The organism is Cryobacterium sp. TMT2-15-1, assembly GCF_004402345.1.
GTDB classification, from domain to species: Bacteria; Actinomycetota; Actinomycetes; order Actinomycetales; family Microbacteriaceae; genus Cryobacterium; species Cryobacterium sandaracinum.
Genome location: NZ_SOGD01000007.1, coordinates 1 through 23424 on the forward strand (window position 1 = coordinate 1; position 23424 = coordinate 23424).

The following is a 23424-nucleotide window of genomic DNA, read 5'->3' on the forward strand; positions in this document are numbered from 1 at the left end:
GGAAGCGATCGTAGCCCTCGTCTTCGAGGCGGTCGGCGAGTTCGGGGCCGCCCTGTTCGGCGATGCGGCCGTCGACGAAGACGTGCACGAAGTCCGGCTTGATGTAGCGCAGGATGCGGGTGTAGTGCGTGATCAGGAGCAGACCCAGGCCGGTGTTCTCCTTGGCCCGGTTCACACCCTCCGACACGATTTTGAGCGCGTCGACGTCGAGTCCGGAGTCGGTCTCGTCGAGCACCGCGAAGCGGGGCCTCAACAGTTCGAGCTGCAGGATTTCGTTGCGCTTCTTCTCACCGCCGGAGAAGCCCTCGTTCACGTTGCGTTCGGCGAAGGACTTGTCCATGCGGAGCTGCTTCATCGACTCGCGTACATCCTTGATCCAGGTGCGGATGGGCGGCGCGGTGCCGTCGATGGCGGTCTTCGCCGTGCGGAGGAAGTTCGTCACGGTCACGCCGGGAATCTCCACCGGGTACTGCATGGCCAGGAACAGGCCCGCGCGGGCGCGCTGGTCCACGGTCATCGTGGTGACCTCTTCGCCGTCGAGCAGGATCGAGCCACTGTCGACGGTGTATTTCGGGTGCCCGGCGATCGTATAGGCGAGGGTCGATTTGCCGGAGCCGTTGGGGCCCATGATGGCGTGGATCTCGCCCTCGTTGATGGTCAGGTTCACCCCGTGCAGGATCTGCTTGGTGCCCTGGTCGGTCTCGACGCTGACGTGCAGGTCGATGATCTGTAGAACTGACATGGAATTCTCTTTCGTTCTCCGGCGCGTACGCCGACAAGTTGGGTGGCCGATCGGCCGGTGCGGGACTGGGCCCGCGTCAGACGGCTACGGTGACGGCTGGGTCGATGTAGACCACACCGTCGACCAGGTCGACCTTGTAGACCGGGACCGGCTCATAGGCCGGGAGGTTGAGCGGCTTGCCGGTCTTCAGGGAGAACTTGGAGCCGTGGGCCCAGCATTCGACGGTGTCGCCCTCGACGAAACCTTCGGACAGGGAGATGTCGCCGTGGGTACAGGTGTCGCCGATGGCGAAGACGTCTCCGGCGGCGTCGCGGACGACAACGATGGGGACGCCATCGATTTCGACTTTGACTGCCTCGTTGACGCCGAGTTCGTCGAAGCCACAGATCTTGGTGGATGCCATGTCAGTTGTCCTTTGTTGCGGTGAGTTCTGCTTCGATGGCCGCCTGGAGGCGTTCTTCGAGCAGGGGGGAGCCGATGTGTTGCACGATCTCGCTGAGGAAGCCGCGCACGACGAGGCGNCTCGTTCTCCGGCGCGTACGCCGACAAGTTGGGTGGCCGATCGGTCGACCTGGGGGCCGGGTATCCGGCTTCGGATGCTTAGCTCGGGTCGCTCACGGTGAGTTCTGCTTCGATGGCCGCCTGGAGGCGTTCTTCGAGCAGGGGGGAGCCGATGTGTTGCACGATCTCGCTGAGGAAGCCGCGCACGACGAGGCGCCGGGCTTCGTCTTCGCTGATGCCGCGGGACTGCAGGTAGAACAGTTGCTCGTCGTCGAAGCGGCCGGTCGCGCTCGCGTGCCCGGCTCCCGTGATGTCGCCGGTCTCGATCTCGAGGTTCGGGATCGAGTCCGCTCGGGTGCCTTCGGTGAGCACGAGGTTACGGTTCTGTTCGTAGCTGTCGGTCCCGGCCGCGTCCCGCCCGATCAGGACGTCGCCGATCCACACGGTGCGGGCACCCTGACCCTGCAACGCACCCTTGTAGGTGACGCGGCTGCGACTGTTCGGCGCGACATGGTTCACGAACACCTGCTGCTCGAGGTGCTGGCCGGCGTCGGCGAAGTACAGGCCGAGCAGCTCCGTGTCCGAACCGATCCCGGCCAGACGCACCGACGGGTTCACCCGCACGATGCTGCCGCCCAGGCTCACCACGATGTGCTTCAACCGTGCGTCGCGGCCGATGGTGGCGAAGTGGTTCGTCAGATGCACGGCCGTGTCGCCCCATTCCTGCAGACTGACCACGGTCAGGTTCGCGGACTCGCCCAGGATGATCTCGACGTTCTCGCTCAGCCGGGCCTCACCCGTGTTCTCCAGGATCAGGATGGCCTGACTGAATGGTTTGGCCTCGATGATGGTGTGCGCGCCGCGCGGGCCGGAACCCAGGCCGGCACGGGTGACCGTGACCTCCTTGGCCTCCTCGCCGCTGATCGTGATCGCGAGAGCCTTCTCGAAACTCGACCACGCGTTCGCCGACGCGCGCTCCTCGGGCGCTCCGGCCGAACCGATCCGCGAGTCGGTGCGATCGACCCAGGCGACGCTGACCCCGGTGACGCGTGAAGACTCGACCGGGTACTCCGACCCGTCGAGCACACCCGCGGTCAGGTCGGTGAACTTCTTCACCGGCGATAGCTTCCAGACCGCTTCACGACCCGTGACGGGACCGAAGTCGGCCACGTTCACGCTCGCGAACCGGTCCGACCGGGTCTGTACCGGCACATAACCGAAACGGCCGTCCGAGTGCTCCTTGATGCCGTGCTGCTGCGCAGTAGGCAGGGCATCCGTTGCGGATGCCGGGGTGGTTGGGGGGGAATTGAGTTGTGCAGAGGCGGCGGACATTTAGCCGACGGATCCTTCCATGCCCATTTCAATGAGCTTGTTGAGTTCAAGGGCGTACTCCATCGGCAGCTCCCGGGCAATCGGCTCGATGAAGCCGCGCACGATCATGGCCATCGCCTCGTCTTCGGGCATCCCCCGGCTCATCAGGTAGAACAGCTGCTCCTCGCTGACCCGCGACACCGTGGCCTCATGGCCCAACTGCACATCATCGACCCGGATATCGATCGACGGATACGTGTCCGAACGCGACTTCGTGTCCACCAGCAGCGCGTCACAGCGCACCGTGTTCGCGGAGTGGTGCGCCGTGGCATCCACCCGCACCTCACCGCGGTAACCGGACCGGCCACCACCCCGGGCAATCGACTTCGACACGATCGAAGACTGCGTATACGGCGCCATGTGGATCATCTTCGCGCCCGCATCCTGATGCTGACCGGGACCCGCGAACGCCACCGACAGGGTCTCCCCCTTAGCGTGCTCACCCATCAAATAAATCGACGGGTACTTCATCGTGACCTTGGAACCGATGTTGCCGTCGATCCACTCCATCGTGGCACCCTCCGCCGCCGTCGCACGCTTCGTGACCAGGTTGTAGACGTTCGTGGACCAGTTCTGAATAGTCGTGTAGCGAACGCGGGCATTCTTCTTCACCACAATCTCGACCACCGCGGAGTGCAGAGAATCAGACGAGTAGATCGGGGCCGTGCACCCCTCGATGTAGTGCACGTAGCTGCCCTCGTCCGCGATGATCAGGGTGCGCTCAAACTGCCCCATATTCTCCGTATTGATGCGGAAGTAGGCCTGCAACGGGATCTCCACGTGCACGCCCGGCGGCACATACACGAAAGAGCCGCCCGACCACACCGAGGTGTTCAACGCCGCGAACTTGTTATCGCCGGAGGGAATGATCGTGCCGAAGTACTCCTCGAAGAACTCCGGATGCTCCCTCAACGCCGTGTCGGTATCCATGAAGATGACACCCTGCGCAGCCAATTCCTCGTTGATCTGGTGATAAACCACCTCAGACTCATACTGGGCCGCGACACCGGAGACAAGACGCTGACGCTCAGCCTCGGGAATGCCGAGCTTCTCATAGGTGCTCTTGATGTCCTCGGGCAGGTCATCCCACGTCTGGGCCTGCTTCTCCGTGGAACGCACGAAATACTTGATGTTGTCGAAATCGATGCCCGACAGGTCAGCACCCCAGGTCGGCATCGGCTTGCGCTCGAACAACTCAAGGGCCTTGAGGCGACGCTGCAGCATCCACTCAGGCTCGCCCTTGAGATTGGAGATATCAGTCACCACCTCCGGCGAGATCCCACGGCGGGCGGAGGCACCAGCAGCATCGGAGTCGGACCACCCGAATTCGTAGACACCAAGCCCCGCAAGTTCGGGGCGGTCAAGCAGGACGTCAGACATATTTACCTCTTCTCCCATCCACGGCAACCCGGATATTAGTCCGGTCGTTCCCAGAATGGCCTCCAGCGGAGACCCGGTCTGGGATCGGTTGTGTGGGCGGCTACGTTGCGTACCTAAGATGTTTAAGGACGACGGGGTGGAGCGCCGCGGTTGTGTCAACCGCTACGTTCCCGCCCATGAAACACCTAATTCTACAGGCTGGCGACGGGTTCAGCGGTGCGATCCGGCGTTTTCACATGTGGTCATCGAAGAGGGAGCAGAACCGGTGAATCGAATTACGGCGTGGTTGCCGACCAGGATTGACAGGCGTGTGCGTGTGATCGCGTGGATCTACCTCACCGCCCAGATTCTGTTGGTCGGGACGGGTGGTCTGGTGCGCCTGACCAGCTCGGGCCTCGGTTGCCCCACCTGGCCCAAGTGCACCGCGGACTCAGTCGTCAACACGCCCGAGATGGGCATCCACGGTTACATCGAATTCGGCAATCGCCTGCTCGGAGTTGCCCTCGGCCTGGTCGCGATCGCGGCCTTCCTCGCCGTGGTGCGCCTCCGTAAGGAACGCCCCGACCTGTTCTGGGTCGCCCTGCTCGCGGGGTTGGGCATCCCCGCGCAGGCCGTTATCGGCGGCATCAGCGTTCTTGCCCGGCTGAACCCCTATGTGGTCGGCATCCACTTCGTGATCTCCGTAATCCTGGTCGTGTTGTGCACCGTCTTCGTGCACCGGGTCTACACCGGCCGGGTGCCGCGCACCCTCGCGGTTCCGGTCTGGTATCGGACGCTGGCATATGTGACGAGCGCGGTCGTGTTCGTCACGATCCTCGTCGGCATCCTCACCACCGGCTCGGGCCCGCACGCCGGGGATGCGGATGCTCCCCGCACGGGCCTTGACCCCGAAATCCTGCAGCACGTGCACAGCTGGCCGGCCTACGTCACCGTTGCCCTCACCGTGGTTCTCCTGGTCGCGGCCTTCTCTCGCGCTCTGCCGACGCAGGGCTGGGCACTTCTCCTTCTGCTCGTCGAGGCCATGCAGGTCGGCGTCGGCCTGATCCAGTCCAACACGGGGCTGCCTGCCGGGTTGGTCGGCATCCACATGGTGCTCTCCTGCGTGCTCGTGGCCATCCTGACCGCGCTCGTCCTGAACCTCAGCACACCGATGGACATGCGGGTGTCCCCCAGTGCGACCACCCCCGACCTGGTCGGTCGCCGGTAGCGACGTCAGTCCTCGTCGTTTGGGTGTGGTCATCACAGCCCGAACGCCGTGCCCGGTGTCGAATGGCAGCTGCGGGCTAGAACGGGAGCAGCGGATCAACTCCGACGGCCAGGAACAACAGGGTGAGATAGGCGATCGAACCGTGGAAGACGCGCATCGGCGACACCTCCGCGTAGCGGATCGCCAGGCCGTACAGCCGGTGCGTCTCGGAGATGAACCAGGCGCCGGTCACCAGGGCTACGAAGAGGTACAGCAGGCCCATGCCGGCGATCGGCACGAGCAGGAGCGAGCAGGCGACGGTCGCCCAGGCGTACAGGATGACCTGTAGGCCCACCTGGCTGCGGCCGCGCACGACGGCCAGCATCGGCACGCCGGCGGCCTGATAGTCGTCACGGTATTTCATGGACAGCGGCCAGTAGTGCGGCGGCGTCCACAGGAAGATGATCAGGAACAGGATGACGGGCGGCCATGACAGGTCGCCGGTCACGGCGGCCCAGCCGATGAGCACGGGCATGCAGCCCGCGATGCCGCCCCAGACGATGTTCTGGGCCGTGCGGCGTTTCAGAACCATCGTGTAGAGGACGACATAGAGCAGGATGGCACCCAGCGACAGGGCCGCGGCGAGCCAGTTCGTGAAGGCCAGCAGCCAGAGAATCGATGCCAGACCGACCAGCCACGCGAACACCAGGGCCTGCCGGTCGGTGAGTTCCCCCGTGACGAGCGGGCGATTTTGGGTACGCTTCATCAGCCGGTCGATGTCCCGGTCGATGTAGCAGTTGAACGCCCCGGCAGAGCCGGCGCTAAGCGAACCACCGATCAGGGTTGCCACGACCAGCCACAGGCTCGGGATGCCCTGTTCGGCCAGGATCATCGTGGGAGCGGTGACCACCAGGAGCAGTTCCACGACCCGCGGCTTGGTCAGCGAGAGGTAGGCCCTTGCCGTGCGCCGGAGCGTGCGTGGGGTGCTCAGGGTGTGGGTTTCGGCGGCTCCGGGCAAGGCTCCTCCAACGCTGGTGACAGTGACTGTGATTCTAGGCGAACTGTCGGATCCGAAACCGTCGCCGGGCCGCCGGGGATGCGTCACGAGACGACACATCACGGGTCCGAACCGGCGTTGCCTATACTGGGGGTGCTCGCCAATCTCGGTGCATGCATGCTGATCCACCGGAACCGGGCATCTGCTGCGACACCGTGATGACGCTGATGTCCTCGGGCGCGCACAATAGCGGGTGCGGGTTCTCAGCAACCTTCTCCCTCGTCTTCAGAAGGGTCAATATCAAGTGGCAGCACTGCAGTGGGATTCGATTGACAGCACGGCGGTCGACACCGCACGCCTCCTCGCGGCCGATGCCGTGGAGAAGGTCGGGAACGGGCATCCCGGTACCGCGATGAGCCTCGCTCCCGCGGCCTACCTCCTGTTCCAGAAGGTGATGCGGCGTGACCCGTCCGACAACGAGTGGATCGGTCGGGACCGTTTCATCCTTTCGGTCGGCCACAGCTCGCTCACCCAGTACGTGCAGTTGTACCTCGGTGGCTACGGACTCGAGCTCGACGACCTGAAGGCTCTGCGCACCTGGGGTTCCAAGACGCCCGGGCACCCGGAGTACGGCCACACCGATGGGGTCGAGATCACGACCGGTCCTCTGGGCCAGGGTCTGGCCTCCGCCGTCGGCTTCGCCTACGCCTCCCGCTTCGAGCGCGGACTGTTCGACCCGGAGGCGTCGGTCGGCACGAGCCCGTTCGATCACTTCGTGTACGTGGTCGCCGGCGACGGCGACCTGCAGGAAGGCATCACGAGCGAGGCCTCCTCCCTGGCCGGCCACCAGCAGCTCGGCAACCTGATCGCGATCTACGACAGCAACCAGATCTCCATCGAGGACGACACCAACATCGCCTTCACCGAGGATGTCGCGGCCCGCTACTCGGCCTATGACTGGCATGTGCAGACGGTCGACTGGAAGAAGACCGGCGCCTACGTCGAAGACGTCGCCGCGCTCAACGACGCGATCGAGGCGGCCCAGGCCGTCACCGATAAGCCGTCGCTGATCATCCTGAAGACCATCATCGGCTGGCCCAGCCCGAAGAAGCAGAACACCGGCAAGATCCACGGTTCGGCGCTCGGCGCCGAGGAGCTGGCCGCCGTCAAAACGGTCCTCGGTTTCGACCCCGCACAGGCCTTCGAGGTCGCCGACGAGGTCATCGCGCACACCCGTCAGGCCGTGGACCGCGGGGCCGCCGCCCACTCCGCCTGGAACGTCGAGTTCGACGCCTGGGCGACCGCCAACCCCGAGCGCAAGATCCTGCTCGATCGGGTGCTCTCCGGCGACCTGCCCGACGGCGTCGAGGCCGCCCTGCCCGTCTTCCCCGCCGGCACGGAGGTATCGACCCGTGCCGCGTCCGGCAAGGTCCTCACCGCGCTCGGCACGGTCGTCCCCGAGCTGTGGGGTGGCTCCGCCGACCTCGCAGAATCGAACAACACCACCATTGGTGGCGCTGCCTCCTTCATTCCGAGCGAGCACTCCACCGGCGAATGGACCGGCAACCCCTACGGCCGCGTGCTGCACTTCGGCATCCGCGAACACGCCATGGCCGCCATCCTGAACGGTATTGTGCTGCATGGGAACACCCGCCCCTTCGGCGGCACCTTCCTGATCTTCAGCGACTACATGCGCCCGGCCATCCGCCTGGCCGCGCTGATGCAGGCCCCCTCGGTCTTCGTCTGGACCCACGACTCCGTCGCCCTCGGCGAGGACGGCCCCACCCACCAGCCGATCGAGCAGCTCGCGACCCTGCGCGCCATCCCCGGACTCGACGTGGTGCGCCCCGGCGACGCCAACGAGGTGTCCTGGGCGTGGAAGACGATTCTCGAGCGCCGCCAGGGACCGGCCGGTATCGTGCTGACCCGCCAGAACATTCCCGTGTTCGAGCGCGGCGAGGGCGACGCCACCGGCGACGTGCTCGCATCCGCCCGGAACGTGGCGAAGGGCGCCTACGTGCTCGCTGAGGCTGCGGGCGGCACCCCTGAGGTGATCCTGATCGGCACCGGCTCCGAGGTGCAGCTGGCCCTGGCGGCCCGCGAGCAGCTCCAGACCGAAGGCATCAGCGCGCGCGTCGTGTCGGCCCCCAGCCTCGAATGGTTCCGGGAGCAGAGCGCCGAGTACCGCGAGGCTGTCCTGCCCGCATCGATCACCGCCCGGGTATCCGTCGAGGCGGGCATCGCGTTGACCTGGGACAAGTACGTCGGCGACCGCGGCCGCAGCGTCTCGATCGAGCACTTCGGCGCGTCGGCCGACTACAAGACCCTGTTCCGTGAATTCGGCATCACGACGGATGCCGTCGTCGCCGCCGCCAAGGAATCCCTCGCCGCGCACTGAACCCGCCACGCCGCGACACCACACACCTGAATACCCTGCATTCCAAGGAGATACGAATTATGACTGAGAACACTCCCCTCGCCGAGCTGTCATTGGCCGGCGTCAGCATTTGGCTGGACGACCTGTCCCGGGAACGCATCACTTCCGGCGGCCTGGCGAACCTGATCGACACGAAGAACATCGTCGGCGTGACCACCAACCCGACGATCTTCGCCGGCGCCCTCAGCAAGGGCGAGGCGTACGCGGAGCAGGTGGCCGCGCTTGCCGCCGCCGGCACCAGCGTGCACGACGCCGTGTTCGAGATCACCACCGACGATGTGACCGCGGCCAGCGATATCTTCCGCCCGGTTTACGATCGCACCCGCGGCGTCGACGGGCGCGTGTCGATCGAGGTCGAGCCCGGGCTTGCCCACGACGCGGCCGGCACGGTCACGCAGGCCCAGGAACTGTGGGCGAAGGTCAATCGACCCAACGCCATGATCAAGATCCCCGCAACGGTGGAAGGTCTCGAGGCGATCACCGCGACGATCGCCCTCGGCATCAGCGTCAACGTCACCCTGATCTTCAGCCTCGAACGTCACCGCCAGGTCATCAACGCGTACCTGTCCGGTTTGGAGAAGGCCAAGGCGGCCGGCCTCGACCTCAGCGTGATCCACTCCGTTGCGTCGTTCTTCGTCTCGCGGGTCGACACCGAGATCAACTCCCGCCTCGAGGTCATCGGGACGACAGCCGCGCTTGCGCTCAAGAGCAAGGCCGGCGTCGCGAACGCCCAGCTCGCCTATCAGGTCTACGAGGAAGCCTTCTCCACCGAGCGCGCCCTCGGCCTGATCAGCGCCGGAGCCAACAAGCAACGCCCGCTCTGGGCCTCCACCGGCGTCAAGGACCCCAGCCTCCCCGACACCCTGTATGTGACCAACCTGGTCGCGCCCGGGGTCGTCAACACCATGCCGGAGAAGACCCTCGAGGCCACACTCGACCACGGCGTCATCCCCGCGAACTCCATCACCGGCGCGTACGACGAAGCCAACCTGGTTCTCGACGCACTCGCGAACGAGGGTATCTCGTACAACGACGTCACCCAGGTTCTCGAGGCCGAAGGCGTGGCCAAGTTCATCGTTTCGTGGAATGAACTCCTCGAGACCGTGACCACTGCCCTCGAGACCGCCACGACGACCAAGACCGGGGCGGCACTGTGAGCTTCCACATCTCCGTGAGCGGCGCGGCGGCCGAGGCCGTTCGCACCACCGTCCCGACCCTGGTGGCCGACCTCGTCGCATCCGGGATCACCGCCCTCGACCCGGCCCTCTGGGGCCCCGAAGCCGAAGCCGAAGCCGCGAAACGACTCGGTTGGACCGAGTCCGTCACGGATTCCCGTCCACTGGTCGCGGAGATCCTTGCCCTGCGCGACTCCCTGCGGGCCGGCGGAGTCACCCGTATCGCCCTCGCCGGCATGGGTGGCTCGTCGCTGGCCCCCGAGGTCATCACCCGCACCGCGGGCGTGAACCTCACCGTGCTCGACTCCACCGACCCCGGTCAGGTCCTCGCGGCCCTCGGCGAGAACCTGGCCGCCACCGCGCTCGTGGTGTCGTCGAAGTCCGGCTCAACGGCCGAGACCGACAGCCAGCGCCGTGTCTTCGAGCGCGCTTTCCACGAGGCCGGCATCGACCCGGTCGAGCGCATCATCATCGTGACCGACCCTGGCTCCCCCCTCGACGCGGATGCCCGCTCGGTGGGCTACCGCGTCTTCAACGCGGACCCCACGGTCGGTGGACGTTTCTCGGTGTTGACCGCGTTCGGACTCGTTCCGTCCGGCCTTGCCGGCGTGGACATCGCCGGGCTGCTTGACGAGGCCGAGGCCATTTCGCTTTCCCTCGCCGTGGACACCGCCGAGAACCCGGGGCTCATCCTGGGTGCGGCCATCGCCGCGACCACCCCGCGCCGCGACAAGCTCGCAATCGTCGAAGATGGCACCCACATCGTCGGTTTCGCCGACTGGGCCGAACAGCTGATCGCCGAATCCACCGGCAAACAGGGCATCGGCATCCTTCCCGTCGTGCTCGACCTGGACGCCCCCGAGCTGACCCTGGACCTGCCTGACCTGCAGGTTGTTCGCCTGGTCTCCGACGCCGGCCTCGACGTGTTCTCCGACAACGGCGGACACGACGAGATCCGGGTCAGCGGCACCCTCGGCGCGCAGTTCCTCGTCTGGGAGTATGCCACCGCCGTCGCCGGCCGCCTGCTGGGCATCAACCCGTTCGACCAGCCGGATGTCGAGGCCGCCAAGAACGCGACCCGCGGTCTCCTCGACGCCCGTCCCGAACCGGTCCCCGCCGCGTTCATCACGGACGGAATCGAGATCCGCGGCACCGCGCACGTGATCGGCGCCGCCAGCGACCTGCCCTCCGCTATCGATGCCCTGATCGAGGAGCTGGGCACGGACGGCTACATCTCCGTGCAGGCCTACGTCAACCGGCTGGAACTGCCCCAGCTCGCCGAAATCCGTGATCTGTTAGCCGCACTGGCCAAGCGCCCGGTCACGTTCGGCTGGGGACCGCGGTTCCTGCACTCCACCGGCCAGCTGCACAAGGGCGGACCGGCCACCGGGGTGTTCCTGCAGATCCTCACCACCCCGGACGTCGACCTCGACATCCCGGAGCGCCCCTTCACGTTCGGGGAACTCATCCAGGCCCAGGCTAGCGGTGACGCCAGCGTACTGGCGGACCACGGTCGCCCCGTACTGACGTTGACGCTGACCGACCCGGCCATGAACATCGCCACCCTGTTCGACGCACTGCGCTAACCCGTTCGGCGCCGGTCCGCGGGCCGGCGCCGAACAACGTGCTCGAACGCCACACCTCGAAGGAGTTGCATGTCCCCGGTGGAAATCACCCCGGAGTTCAATCCACTGCGTTCACCGAACGACTACCGTCTGAATCGCATCGCCGGGCCCAGCAGCTTGGTGATCTTCGGCGTCACCGGTGACCTGTCGCGGAAGAAACTCATGCCGGCCGTCTATGACCTCGCCAACCGCGGCCTCCTCCCGCCGGGTTTCGCGCTCGTCGGATTCGCACGCCGCGACTGGACCAACGAGGACTTCATGAAAGTCGTGCACGACTCGGTCAAGGAGTACGCGCGCACCGAGTTCAACGAGGACGTCTGGACCCAGCTGGCAGAGGGCATCCGTTTCGTGCCGGGGTCGTTCGACGACGCCGCGTCGTTCCAACTGCTCAAAGACACCATCGCGCAACTCGATCGGGAGCGCGGGACGATGGGCAACCATGCGTTCTACCTGTCGATCCCGCCGAAGGCATTCCCGCAGGTCACGGAGCAGCTGCGCCGCTCCGGCCTGGCCGAGCAGACGGACGGGCAGTGGCGGCGGGTCGTAATCGAAAAGCCGTTCGGCAGTGACCTGCAGACGGCGCGCGAACTGAACGCCGTGGTCGAGTCGGTCTTTCCGCCCGACTCGGTCTTCCGCATCGACCATTACCTGGGCAAGGAGACGGTGCAGAACATTCTGGCCCTCCGCTTCGCGAACCAGTTGTACGAACCGATCTGGAACGCCAACTACGTCGACCACGTGCAGATCACCATGGCCGAGGACATCGGCGTGGGCGGTCGGGCCGGCTACTACGACGGCATCGGCGCAGCCCGGGACGTCATCCAGAACCACCTGCTGCAGCTTCTGGCGCTAACCGCCATGGAGGAACCCATCTCCTTCGACGCTGCCGACCTGCGCACGGAGAAAGAGAAGGTTCTCGCCTCCGTCCGGCTTCCCGACGACCTCGCCCGTGGCACGGCCCGCGGCCAGTATGCCGGCGGTTGGCAGGGCGGCGAGAAGGTCGTGGGGTTTCTGGACGAGGACGGGATGGACCCCGAATCCCGCACCGAAACGTATGCCGCGCTGCGGCTGACCATTGAGAACCGCCGGTGGTCGGGGGTGCCTTTCTACCTGCGTGCGGGCAAGCGCCTGGGCCGCCGGGTGACCGAGATCGCCGTGGTGTTCAAACGAGCCCCCCAGCACCTCTTCGGCAAGGGGAACTCCGCACCGTTGGGCGAGAATGCCCTGGTCATCCGGGTGCAGCCCGACGAAGGCGTCACCATCCGTTTCGGCTCCAAGGTGCCCGGTGCCGGCATGCAGGTGCGCGACGTGACGATGGACTTCGGCTACGGCCACGCCTTCACCGAGGCCAGCCCCGAGGCCTATGAGCGGCTCATCCTCGACGTGCTCCTGGGCGACCCGCCGCTCTTTCCCCGGCACGAGGAGGTCGAGCTCTCGTGGAAGATTCTCGACCCGATCGAGGAGTTCTGGGCGAAGCAGGGCCAACCCGAGCAATACCGGCCGGGAACCTGGGGTCCGGTCTCGGCCGACGAACTGCTGTCCCGCGACGGCCGACACTGGAGACGCCCATGATCGTCGATCTGCCCAACACGACCACCTCCAAGATCTCCAAGGCCCTGGTGCGCATCCGCGAAGAAGGCGGCGCGGTGGCCCTCGGCCGCGTACTTACGCTCATCATCGCGTCCACCATGGGCCGCGAGGAAGAGGCCATCGAGGCCGCGAACGACGCGTCCAGAGAACACCCCATGCGCGTGATCGTGCTGTCGACCATGGACCAGGATGACACGGCCTCCCCATTCGCCCCCCGCGTCGACGCGGAAATCCGTGTCGGCGGGGACGCGGGCGCCAGCGAGGTCATCGTGCTGCGCGCCTTCGGTGAGGCCGCCAGCGACCCGGAAAGCCTGGTCACCGGCCTGCTCCTGCCCGACGCCCCCGTCGTGGCCTGGTGGCCCGGTGTGGCGCCCACTGTGCCAGCGGATTCGCCCCTCGGACGCATCGCCCAACGGCGTATCACGGATGCTTCCGCGCAGCCCGACCCGCAGGCCGCGCTTCATCACCTCTGCAGTTCATACCGTCCCGGCGACACGGACTTCGCCTGGACCCGCCTCACCCTCTGGCGCGCCCAGCTGGCGGCGGTCCTCGACCAGCCGCCCTACCTGCCCGTGACCGCCGTGCAGGTGGCCGGTGCCGCGGACTCGCCGTCCACGACCCTGCTCGCCGCCTGGCTCGCCCTGCAACTGCAGGTCTCGGTGGACTACGAGTTCACGACGGGGCCGCTGTCCCACGGCATCCGGAGTGTGCACCTGACGCGCTCGGCCGGGCTCATCTCGCTCGAACGAGACGTGCCCGACGTCGCCAGACTCACCCAGCCCGGCCAACCCGTTCAGGACCTCACCCTCAAGCGCCGGAGCCTGCGGGACTGCCTCAGCGACGAGCTGCGCCGCCTCGACCCCGATGAGCTGTATGGTGAGGTCATCACGCGCGGCCTACCGCACCTTGACAATGTGGTCGCAGAACACAACGAAGGACGACCGTGACCAACGAACGACGCGTACTCGTGCACACCGATCGCGCGGCCCTGGCCGCCTCGGTGGCGGCCCGATTCATCACAACGACCGTGGATCTCCTGCACGAACAGGGAGAAGTCAACGTGGTCCTGGCCGGCGGCAGCGTCGCGATCGAGGTCTTGGAAGCTGTCAACGCCTCCGCGGCCCGCGACACCATCGACTGGGGCCTGGTCACGTTCTGGTGGGGTGACGAGCGCTGGGTACCCAAGGCGCACCCCGACCGCAACGAGCGCCAGGCGCGCACCGCCCTACTCGACCACATCCAGATCCCGGAAGCGAACATCCACCCCTTCGCCGCCTCGGACGAGGGAGTCGACCTCGACACCGCAGTCGAGAGCTACGCCGCGCTGCTCGAGTCCGCCTCGATCGAGGGAACCGACCTGCCGCGCTTCGACATCACCTTCCTCGGCGTGGGGCCGGACGGCCACGTCGCCTCCCTGTTCCCGCACCAGGCCGGCATCCGCGAACACAGCAAGAGCGTGCTCGCCGTGCGCAACTCTCCCAAGCCCCCCGCGGAGCGGCTCAGCCTCAGCCGACCGGCCCTCAACTCCTCACGATGCGTGTGGATGGTGCTGGCCGGGCCGGACAAGGCATCGGCGCTCGGTCTCGCCCTGGCCGGCGCCAGCCGCGACGAGGTGCCCGTGGCGGGCATCAAGGGCCGCCGGTACACGAACTTCTTCGTCGACCGGGAGGCCGCTGCGGAGGTTCCCGAGAACCTCACCGCGTCGACGTTCTAGAACAGTCACCCGCTCGGGCAGACCCGTGCACTGAGAAAGGCCCCGACTCCGGTCGGGGCCTTTCTCAGTGCACGACAGGCGCGCGGGTCCAAACGTCAGTTCGTTGCGGACAGCTTGCCCCGGCGCACGCGCAACTGCTGCAACGCTTCTTCGAGAAGCGATTCTGCCTCTTCCTCGGTGCGGCGTTCCTTCACATAAGCCAGGTGCGTCTTGTACGGTTCGAGCTTGACCACCGACGGTGGGTTCTCTTTGTCGCGCCCGGCCGGGAGCCCCGACGAGGGGCAGTCGATGGTCACCGGGATCTCCTCATCGGGGAGGTTCGCCGCGAAGTAACGCACGGTCTCGTTGCCTAGGGCGTCCCAGTAGGACACCCTGATGCGGTCCGCGTGAAAACCGCGGTCCTGCTCGCCCATGGGGCCGGCACCGACCCGGGATCCTCTGATTGCGCTGCCACCAGATGCCATTATGTTCCTCCGCTTGAAAAGGGCGTTGTAGCCGATTGACCGGTTGAGCGAGAGCTCGTCGAAACTGTGAAACGGGAGGCTAAAGCCCCGTGTCGAACTTGGTGATGAGTCCCAGGATTACGATGCAGGTAATCCAGAGCAACCCCAGGATGACGGTGATGCGGTTGAGGTTGCGTTCCGCCACACCGGACGCACCGAGGTTGGAGGTGACACCTCCGCCGAACATGTCGGACAGACCGCCACCACGCCCCTTGTGTAGCAAAATGAGCATGGTCAACAGGAGACTCGTAATTCCGAGCAACACCTGCAGCACAACCTGGAGAATCTCCACGCGAAACCTTTCACAGTGCGATGAGCCTAAAAAAACCCATCAAGATCAGTGATAATCATAGCCTGACTCACGAACCAGCCCACCGACCCCCTGTTGGGGGCCGGTGGGCTGGATCGAGGCCTGCTGCCGAGTTGAGACAGCAGATGTGGTGCAGTTGTCTTGTTACAGACCGACGTGCTGCTGGAACCGGACGATGCTCGAGAATTCGTCGATATCCAGGCTGGCGCCGCCCACCAGGGCGCCGTCCACGTTCGGCTCGCGCATGAAGCCCGCGATATTCGAACCCTTCACGGAACCGCCGTACAGGATGCGGGTCTTGTCGGCCACATCCTGGCCCAGCGTCTCCGTGAGCACGAGACGCAGTTGCGCCGCCACCTGCTCGGCCTGCTCCGGCGTTGCCGCCTTACCGGAACCGATCGCCCAGACGGGCTCGTAGGCGACGACGAAGTCGGCCGCGTTAGTCACGCCGGCCAGGGCCGCGCGCAGCTGGGCGACCGGTACGGCGCTCGGGCCGTGCAGTTCCAGGTCCGCGGCAGACTCGCCGACGCAGATGATCGGAACCAGGTTGTGCTTGAGCGCTGCCGTGACCTTCGCCGCGACGATCTCGTCAGTCTCGGCGTGCAGTGTGCGGCGCTCGGAGTGACCGATCAACACATACTTGCACTCAAGCTGCGCGAGGAACGAGCCGGAGATTTCACCGGTGTACGCGCCCGAATCCTGGGCCGACAGGTCCTGCCCGCCGAAGGCGATCGGGAGCTTGTCAGCGGAGACGAGCGTCTGCACGGAGCGGAGGTCGGTAAACGGTGGGAACACCGCGACCTCGACCGCTGCGACATCATGCTTCGCATCCTTGAGATTCCAGGCGAGCTTCTGGACGAACGCGATGGCCTGGAGGTGGTCCAGGTTCATCTTCCAGTTGCCGGCAATCAGCGGAGTGCGCCGTGGGTGTTCGTTTACTGCCATCCGAGGACCTCCAGTCCTGGCAGGCGCTTACCTTCGAGGAACTCGAGGCTCGCGCCGCCGCCGGTAGAAATGTGACCGAACTGGTCATCGGTGAAACCGAGAATGCGCACGGCCGCGGCCGAATCTCCACCACCGACGACACTCAGGCCGTCGACCTCGGTCAGCGCGCCGGCCACCGCACGGGTGCCCTCCGCGAACGGCGCCAACTCGAACACGCCCATCGGACCGTTCCAGAAGACCGTCTTCGACGACCGGATGATGTCGGCGAACGCCGCACCGGTTTCCGGTCCGATGTCCAGGCCGAGACCGGAGGCGCCGAACGTGGTGCTCTCGATCGCGTCGGCCGGGGTGACCGCTACCTCGGCGTCTGCCCCGAATTTGGAGGCGACAACGATATCCGTCGGCAGCACGATCCGCACGCCCAGGCGCTCCGCTTCCTGAAGGTAACCGCGAACGGTTTCAATCTGGTCGACCTCCAGCAGGCTTGCGCCCACCGTGTGTCCCTGAGCAGCGAGGAACGTGTACGCCATGCCGCCGCCGATGAGCAGCGAGTTGACGCGGGGCAGCAGGTGCCCGATGACGCCGAGCTTGTCGGACACCTTCGAGCCACCCAGAACGACCGCGTACGGCGCTTCGGGCTTCTCGGTGAGGCGGTCCAGGACTTCGAGCTCAGCGGCGATCAGAAGGCCGGCCGCGCTGGGAAGGATCCCGGCGAGGTCGTACACACTGGCCTGCTTGCGGTGCACGACGCCAAAGCCGTCCGAGACGAGCACATCGCCCAGAGCGGAGAGCTCCGTGGCGAAGGCGCCGCGCTCGGCGTCATCCTTGGCGGTCTCCCCCGCGTTGAAGCGGAGGTTCTCGAGAACAACCACCTCACCGTCAGTGAGGGCGGCAACGGCAGCCTGAGCCGACGCGCCGACCGTGTCCGTGGCGAATGCCACGTCCGCGCCCAGGAGCTCGCCGAGACGATCGGCAACGGGAGCCAGGCTGTATTTGGTTTCCGGTGCGCCCTTCGGGCGACCGAGGTGCGACACGATCACAACTCGCGCGCCTTGCTCGATGAGGGCCTTGATGGTGGGCAAGGATGCCCGGACGCGCCCATCGTCGGTGATCTGACCGTCTTGCAACGGCACATTCAGGTCACAACGGACGATGACGCGCTTTCCGCCGAGCTGCCCCAGTGAATCAATAGTACGCAGCGTCACTGCGGACCCCGTTAGAGGCTCTTGGCGACGAGCGCGGTGAGGTCAACCATGCGGTTGGAGTAGCCCCATTCGTTGTCGTACCATGCGGACAGTTTGACCTGGTCGCCGATGACGCGAAGCAGGCCGGCGTCGAAGATCGAGGAGTGCGGGTCGGTGACGATGTCACTGGAGACGATCTCGTCTTCCGTGTACATGAGGATGCCCTTGAGGGGACCCTCAGCGGCAGCCTTGTACGCGGCCTTGATGGCCTCGACGGTGACGGGACGCTCAGCAACGACGGTGAGGTCGGTGATGGAGCCGGTGGGAACCGGAACGCGCAGCGCGAAGCCGTCCAGCTTGCCCTTGAGCTCGGGCAGAACCAGGCCGAGGGCCTTGGCGGCACCGGTCGAGGTCGGAATGATGTTCAGAGCGGCCGCGCGGGCACGACGCAGGTCAGAGTGCGGGCCGTCCTGCAGGTTCTGGTCGGCCGTGTACGCGTGGATCGTGGTCATCAGACCGTGCTTGATGCCGAAGTTGTCGTTGAACACCTTCGCGAGGGGCGCGAGGCAGTTCGTGGTGCACGACGCGTTGGAGATGATGTCGAACTTGGCCGGGTCGTAGTCCGCCTCATTGACGCCCATGACAATGGTTGCCGCATCGCCGGAGGCCGGAGCGGAAACGATGACCTTCTTGGCACCGGCGGTGATGTGCTTGCGCGCATCCTCGGCCTTGGTGAAGCGTCCGGTGGATTCGATCACGATGTCGACGCCCAGGGCTGCCCAGGGCAGGTTGGCGGGGTCGCGCTCGGCAAGGACCTTAATCGGCTTGCCGTTGACGAGGATGGTGTCTCCATCGACCTCGACCGTGGCGGGAAGGCGACCGGTGATGGAGTCATATTTAAGAAGGTGAGCCAGCGTCTTCGCCTCGGTGAGGTCGTTCACGGCGACGATCTCGATGTCGCTGCCCTGGGCCAGGACGGCGCGAAGATAATTACGGCCAATGCGGCCAAATCCGTTAATACCAATCTTTACAGACACGAATGTCTCCTATTCTTGTGCGCCGAAGCGCGTTGTGGTGGGTGAATCGGACGGGCTGCGGGCCCCCGTAGGGGCCGACTCCTCTCAGGAGAGGAGCAGCAGTCCGGTGGTCTTTTCGCGTGCGATGGTAAAGCGCTCCTGGACGTTGGCCCAGTTGACGATGTTCCAGAACGCCTTCACATAGTCCGCACGGACGTTGCGGTAGTCGAGGTAGTACGCGTGCTCCCAGACGTCGAGCATCAGCACCGGAATCGTGCCGGCCGCAAAGTTGGCCTGCTGGTCGAAGAACTGCTGAATGATCAGGCGCTGGCCGATCGAGTCCCAGGCGAGCACCGCCCAGCCGGAGCCCTGTACGCCAAGGGCCACGGCCGCGAAGTGGGCCTGGAACTTGTCGAAGGAACCGAAGTTGTCCTCGATCGCGCTAGCCAGGTCACCGGTAGGCTTGTCTCCGCCATCGGGCGACAGGTTGGTCCAGAAGATCGAGTGGTTGACGTGGCCGCCGAGGTTGAACGCGAGGTCCTTCTCGAGCTTGTTCACGTAGGTGAGGTTGCCGCTGTCGCGAGCCTCGGCCAGCTGGGCCAGGGCGGTGTTGGCCCCGGTGACGTAGGCCTGGTGGTGCTTGCCGTGATGAAGTTCCATGATGGTGCCGCTGATACTCGGCGCAAGGGCCGAGTAGTCGTAGGCCAGAGCCGGAAGTGTGTATTCAGCCAAGGTGCATCTCCTCTGTAGTTGTCGGCGCGAAACGCTCCGCCACCCGTTCGTGAGCAACCATTCCAGTCTACTCAGGATGCGCTGTGGCTGTGACGAACGTGGATGAACGCTGAACGCCGGGCAGATCAGACGTCATCGAGGTCGGCCGGGAGGTTCGAGTCCGTGCCCGGGATGCCCAGGTCGGCGGCCTTCTTGTCGGCCATGGCCAGCAGGCGACGGATGCGGCCGGCGACGGCATCCTTCGTCATGGGCGGATCCGCGTGGTGACCGAGCTCGTCGAGGCTGGAGTCGCGGAAGGCGAGGCGCAGCTCACCCGCATAGCGGAGGTGCTCCGGGATCTCCTCGTCAAGGATTTCCATGGCGCGCTGCACGCGCGCGCACGCGGCCACCGCGGCCTGAGCGGAGCGGCGCAGGTTCGCGTCGTCGAAGTTGACCAGTCGGTTCGCAGTCGCGCGCACCTCGCGACGCTGGCGGAGGGCCTCCCAGTTGAGCACGGTCTCCTGCGCCCCCATCTGCACGAGCATGGCGCCGATGGCGTCGCCGTCACGGATGACGACACGGTGCACGCCCCGAACCTCACGCGCCTTGGCGACGACTCCGAGGCGTCCGGCGGCTCCCACAAGGGCCATGGCAGATTCATTCCCGGGGCAGGTGACCTCCAGCGCCGCCGAACGACCCGGGTCGGTCAGAGAGCCGTGGGCGAGGAAGGCTCCACGCCAAACGGCGGCGATCTCTTCCTTCGAGCCCGTGGTGAGCCGGTTCGGCAGACCGCGAATCGGGCGCCGTCTCGCGTCGAGCAGCCCGGTCTGGCGCGCGAGGGTCTCGCCGCCGTCAAGCACTCGCACCAGGTAGTGGCTGGCGCGCCGCAGGCCGGCGGCGGGGATCACGGTCACGTCGCTGCGCACACCGTAGAGCTCGGCGAGGTCTTTGCGCACCCTCCTGGCAAGGAGGGGGGTGTCGAGCTCCGACTCGATGGCGATCCGGCCGGAAATCATGTGCAGTCCGCCGGAGAATCGGAGAATGGTGGCCAGTTCCGCTGCACGCACCGTGGTCTTTGAAATTTCGACGCGAGCAAGCTCGTCTTTGACGTCGGCGGTGAGTGCCAATCGCTTGTCCATTCTGTCGTCCTGGCCTGAAGTGGGGCCGAGTTGTAGTCGTTCTGGCCGGAGTGGGCGTCTGCTGGATGCAGTCGCCCGTGGCCGGGTTATTCCCGTCCGAGGTCGCGATTCTTGACGCTGACCGCGACACCGGGGAAGTCCTTGACCAGGGCCGCTATTTCCGCGGCCATGGCGACCGAGCGGTGCTTGCCGCCCGTGCACCCGACCGCGATGGTCGCGTGGCGTTTGTTCTCCCGCTGGTACCCCGCGAGGACCGGTTCCAGGGCCGCCGCGTAGTGCGAGATGAACTCCCGCGCCCCGGTCTGGGCGAGAACAAAATCCCGCACCTCGGAGTCTTGGCCGTTGTGGCTGCGCAGCTCGGGAACCCAGAACGGGTTGGGAAGGAAACGCACATCGGCGACCATGTCGACGTCGGTGGGAAGGCCGTATTTGAAGCCGAAACTCATCAGCGTGACGTGCACCCCGGCGGCATCCTCGGCGGCGAAGCGGTCCGAGATTGACGTGGCCAACTGGTGGATGTTGAGATCGGAGGTGTCGATGACGAGGTCGCAGGACTCGCGCACGGCGCTGAGCTTGACGCGCTCGGCCGCGATGCCGTCAAGAATCGTGCCGTCGCCCTGCAGCGGATGCGGTCGTCGCACGGATTCGAACCGCCTCACGAGCACGTCGTCGCGGGCTTCGAGGAAAATGACCCGCACTTGGGACGTCTTCCGCAGCGAGTGCAGGATTTCCTGGAAATCGGTGAAGAAGTCCCGGCCGCGGATATCGACCACGGAGGCGATCTTGGGCAGGCTGGTGCCGGCCCGGCCGACGAGTTCGGCCAGTGGGCGCAGCATCTGCGGCGGAAGGTTGTCGACGACGTACCAGCCCAGGTCTTCCAGCGCGTTGGCCACGGTGGAGCGGCCTGCGCCGGACATCCCCGTCACGATAAGCATTTCCTGCCTGTCGTTCTCCGTTGTCATTCTGGACTGCGCCTTCGATCGGGTGGAACCTAAGTGTCCAGCCTACCGATCAGGCGGACCGTTCAGGCGCGCAAGTGGCGATGAATCGCCTCGGCCAGCACCGGACCGATGCCGCGAACGTCGGCAATCGCCTCCGCCGGCGCCTCCTTGAGCCGGGTGACGGAGCCGAAATGCTGCAGGAGCACCTTGACTCTGGCCGGGCCGAGACCGGGGACCTCGCCCAGCACCGACGTGATGTCCCGCTTTCTTCTCGAGCGCTGGTGCATGATCGCGAACCGGTGTGCCTCGTCGCGGATGCGCTGGATCAGGAACAGGGCGTCGCTGTTGCGCGGCAGGATCACCGGGTAGTCGGAGTCCGGCAACCAGATTTCCTCGAGCCGCTTCGCGATTCCGCACAGCTGGATACCGGTGACGCCGGATTCGCGCAGCGCCCGCGCCGCCGCGGCCACCTGAGGCTGGCCGCCGTCGACGATGAGCAGGTTCGGCTGGTATCGGAACTTCTTGCGCTTCACCGTGGCATCGGCCTCGCCCTCCGGCGCCGCTTCCTCGTCGGGGATCAGGTAGGCCAGGCGGCGGGTAAGCGTGCGGTAGATGGAGTCCGTGTCATCCGTGGACTCGGGGATGCTGAACCGGCGGTACTCGTCGGTTCGCGGCAACCCGTCTTCGAACACCACCATGGAGGCGACGATGTTGGTGCCGCTCAGGTGCGAGACGTCGTAGCATTCCATCCTGAGCGGCGCGGAGGGCATCTCCAGCGCCTCCTGGATGTCTTCGAGGGCCTTAGACCGGGCGACGAAGTCGGAGCTCCGCCGGGTCTTGTAGAGCATCAAGGCATGCTTGGCGTTCTGGGTCGCCGTGGCGAGTAGGGCGGCCTTCTCGCCCCGCTGGGCAGCGACAAGCCGGACCTTGCGTTTGCCGACGCCGGCCAGCCAGGTTTCCAGCGCCGCGGCGTCGTCGGGCAACTCCGGCACAACGATCTCCCGCGGAGGCACGGCTCCGGAGCCGTAGGCCGTCAGCATGATCGAGTCGATCAGGTCGCTCGTCGTGAGGTCGAGTTCCTTGTCGACCATCCAGCCGCGCACACCGCGGATGCGGCCGCCCCGCACGATGAACAGCTGCACCGCCGCGGCGAGTTCATCCTGGTCGATGGCGAACAGGTCGATGTCGACGCTGTCGCGAAGCACGACGGCGCTCTTCTCCAGAACGGCGTTCAGCGCCCGCACCTGGTCGCGCCGTTTGGCGGCGACCTCGTAGTTCTGGCCCACCGCGGCATCCTTCATCTCCGCGGTCAGCTGGTTGATCAGCTTGCGATCCTGGCTGCCCATGAAGCTGACGAACTCATTCACGATCACCCGGTGCTCCTCGATGGAGACCAGGCCGGAGCAGGGGCCGAAGCACCGCCCGATCTGCCCGCCGAAGCAGGGCTTGCCGGACTGAATGGCACGTTTGTAGTTGGCGTTGTTGCAGGTGCGGATGGGAAAGGCCTTGAGCATCAACTCGATTGTCTCGTGCACGGCCCAGACCTTCGGGTACGGTCCGAAGTACCGGGCGCCGCGGATGCCGGTGGTGCGGGTGACGAGAGCCCGCGGCGCCTCGTCGGCGAGGGTCACCGCGAGGTACGGGTAGGACTTGTCGTCCTTGAACCGTACGTTGAAGGGCGGATCGAACTCGTTGATCCAGGTCCACTCCAGCTGAAGGGCCTCGACCTCGGTGCCGACGACCGTCCACTCAACCGAACTGGCCGTGGTGACCATGCGCCGGGTGCGCTCATGCAGGCTGCTCAGCGGGGCGAAGTAGTTCGCGAGCCGCGCCCGCAGGTTCTTGGCCTTGCCGACATAGAGTACCCGCCCGGTCTCGTCACGAAATCGGTACACCCCGGGACTCGTGGGGATCTCGCCCGTCTTGGGACGGTAGCTCAGCGCATCGGACATGATGG

General features: G+C 65.9%; 21 protein-coding genes. 7 read left to right on the forward strand and 14 right to left on the reverse strand.

Going from position 1 to position 23424, the window contains the following annotated elements; all coding sequences use genetic code 11:
- The 4 genes from sufC to sufB form a co-directional block, all read right to left on the reverse strand.
- Nucleotides 1–742 (reverse strand): Fe-S cluster assembly ATPase SufC (gene sufC / locus E3O62_RS01000; RefSeq protein ID WP_134397261.1); only part of this gene is annotated, 742 nt, incomplete at its 3' end.
- Between the two features lie 76 nt (nucleotides 743–818).
- Nucleotides 819–1145 carry a non-heme iron oxygenase ferredoxin subunit gene (locus E3O62_RS01005; protein ID WP_134397262.1) on the reverse strand — a complete coding sequence of 109 codons (327 nt, stop codon included), beginning with the start codon at nucleotides 1143–1145 and terminating at the stop codon, nucleotides 819–821.
- Nucleotides 1146–1342: 197 nt separating this feature from the next.
- Entirely contained in the window at nucleotides 1343–2575 is a 1233-nt protein-coding gene (gene sufD / locus E3O62_RS01010; protein WP_134397263.1) for a Fe-S cluster assembly protein SufD, read from the reverse strand.
- The gene (sufB, locus tag E3O62_RS01015) at nucleotides 2576–3994 is read right to left on the reverse strand and encodes a Fe-S cluster assembly protein SufB (RefSeq protein WP_104099133.1); all 1419 of its coding nucleotides are present in this window, start codon (nucleotides 3992–3994) and stop codon (nucleotides 2576–2578) included. It abuts the gene before it with no gap.
- 265 nt (nucleotides 3995–4259) lie between these two features.
- On the opposite strand from sufB, the gene E3O62_RS01020 reads away from it, so the two are divergent.
- A complete protein-coding gene (locus E3O62_RS01020; protein WP_134397264.1) occupies nucleotides 4260–5201 on the forward strand; it encodes a heme A synthase in 942 nt (313 codons plus the stop codon).
- A 76-nt stretch (nucleotides 5202–5277) separates the two neighbouring features.
- Here the strand turns inward: E3O62_RS01020 and E3O62_RS01025 are convergent, their stop codons facing one another.
- Nucleotides 5278–6198 (reverse strand): heme o synthase, encoded by a 921-nt coding sequence (locus tag E3O62_RS01025; protein ID WP_241973242.1) that lies wholly within the window; start codon nucleotides 6196–6198, stop codon nucleotides 5278–5280.
- A gap of 283 nt (nucleotides 6199–6481) precedes the next feature.
- On the opposite strand from E3O62_RS01025, the gene tkt reads away from it, so the two are divergent.
- From tkt to pgl, 6 genes are all read left to right on the forward strand, one after another.
- Complete coding sequence (tkt, locus tag E3O62_RS01030) at nucleotides 6482–8575, forward strand: transketolase (RefSeq protein WP_134397266.1); 2094 nt, start codon at nucleotides 6482–6484, stop codon at nucleotides 8573–8575.
- Nucleotides 8576–8634: 59 nt separating this feature from the next.
- Nucleotides 8635–9771, forward strand: a complete 1137-nt coding sequence (gene tal / locus E3O62_RS01035) for a transaldolase (protein ID WP_134396077.1) — start codon at nucleotides 8635–8637, stop codon at nucleotides 9769–9771.
- Nucleotides 9768–11375: a glucose-6-phosphate isomerase gene (locus tag E3O62_RS01040; protein ID WP_134396078.1), complete on the forward strand. Its 1608-nt coding sequence runs from the start codon at nucleotides 9768–9770 to the stop codon at nucleotides 11373–11375. The genes tal and E3O62_RS01040 overlap by 4 nt, the downstream gene beginning before the upstream one ends.
- A gap of 69 nt (nucleotides 11376–11444) precedes the next feature.
- On the forward strand, nucleotides 11445–12986 hold the full coding sequence (gene zwf / locus E3O62_RS01045) for a glucose-6-phosphate dehydrogenase (RefSeq protein WP_134396079.1): 1542 nt from the start codon (nucleotides 11445–11447) through the stop codon (nucleotides 12984–12986).
- Nucleotides 12983–13951, forward strand: a complete 969-nt coding sequence (locus tag E3O62_RS01050) for a glucose-6-phosphate dehydrogenase assembly protein OpcA (RefSeq protein ID WP_134397267.1) — start codon at nucleotides 12983–12985, stop codon at nucleotides 13949–13951. Before zwf ends, E3O62_RS01050 begins: the two co-directional genes overlap by 4 nt.
- Nucleotides 13948–14718 carry a 6-phosphogluconolactonase gene (pgl, locus tag E3O62_RS01055; RefSeq protein WP_134397268.1) on the forward strand — a complete coding sequence of 257 codons (771 nt, stop codon included), beginning with the start codon at nucleotides 13948–13950 and terminating at the stop codon, nucleotides 14716–14718. The genes E3O62_RS01050 and pgl overlap by 4 nt, the downstream gene beginning before the upstream one ends.
- Nucleotides 14719–14813: 95 nt before the next feature.
- On the opposite strand, the gene E3O62_RS01060 is transcribed toward pgl, so the two are convergent.
- From E3O62_RS01060 to uvrC, 9 genes are all read right to left on the reverse strand, one after another.
- Nucleotides 14814–15182: an RNA polymerase-binding protein RbpA gene (locus tag E3O62_RS01060; protein ID WP_134396082.1), complete on the reverse strand. Its 369-nt coding sequence runs from the start codon at nucleotides 15180–15182 to the stop codon at nucleotides 14814–14816.
- Between the two features lie 79 nt (nucleotides 15183–15261).
- Nucleotides 15262–15513, reverse strand: a complete 252-nt coding sequence (gene secG, locus E3O62_RS01065) for a preprotein translocase subunit SecG (protein WP_104170978.1) — start codon at nucleotides 15511–15513, stop codon at nucleotides 15262–15264.
- A gap of 162 nt (nucleotides 15514–15675) precedes the next feature.
- Nucleotides 15676–16476 carry a triose-phosphate isomerase gene (tpiA, locus tag E3O62_RS01070; RefSeq protein WP_134397269.1) on the reverse strand — a complete coding sequence of 267 codons (801 nt, stop codon included), beginning with the start codon at nucleotides 16474–16476 and terminating at the stop codon, nucleotides 15676–15678.
- Nucleotides 16467–17681 (reverse strand): phosphoglycerate kinase, encoded by a 1215-nt coding sequence (pgk, locus tag E3O62_RS01075; RefSeq protein WP_134397270.1) that lies wholly within the window; start codon nucleotides 17679–17681, stop codon nucleotides 16467–16469. Before pgk ends, tpiA begins: the two co-directional genes overlap by 10 nt.
- A gap of 11 nt (nucleotides 17682–17692) precedes the next feature.
- Nucleotides 17693–18697 (reverse strand): type I glyceraldehyde-3-phosphate dehydrogenase, encoded by a 1005-nt coding sequence (gene gap, locus E3O62_RS01080; protein WP_134396085.1) that lies wholly within the window; start codon nucleotides 18695–18697, stop codon nucleotides 17693–17695.
- A gap of 84 nt (nucleotides 18698–18781) precedes the next feature.
- Nucleotides 18782–19408: a superoxide dismutase gene (locus E3O62_RS01085; protein ID WP_134397271.1), complete on the reverse strand. Its 627-nt coding sequence runs from the start codon at nucleotides 19406–19408 to the stop codon at nucleotides 18782–18784.
- Between the two features lie 125 nt (nucleotides 19409–19533).
- A complete protein-coding gene (whiA, locus tag E3O62_RS01090; protein WP_134396160.1) occupies nucleotides 19534–20514 on the reverse strand; it encodes a DNA-binding protein WhiA in 981 nt (326 codons plus the stop codon).
- A 98-nt stretch (nucleotides 20515–20612) separates the two neighbouring features.
- A complete protein-coding gene (gene rapZ / locus E3O62_RS01095; RefSeq protein WP_134397272.1) occupies nucleotides 20613–21488 on the reverse strand; it encodes an RNase adapter RapZ in 876 nt (291 codons plus the stop codon).
- 62 nt (nucleotides 21489–21550) lie between these two features.
- Nucleotides 21551–23419: an excinuclease ABC subunit UvrC gene (uvrC, locus tag E3O62_RS01100; protein ID WP_134396088.1), complete on the reverse strand. Its 1869-nt coding sequence runs from the start codon at nucleotides 23417–23419 to the stop codon at nucleotides 21551–21553.
- Nucleotides 23420–23424: the final 5 nt, after the last annotated feature.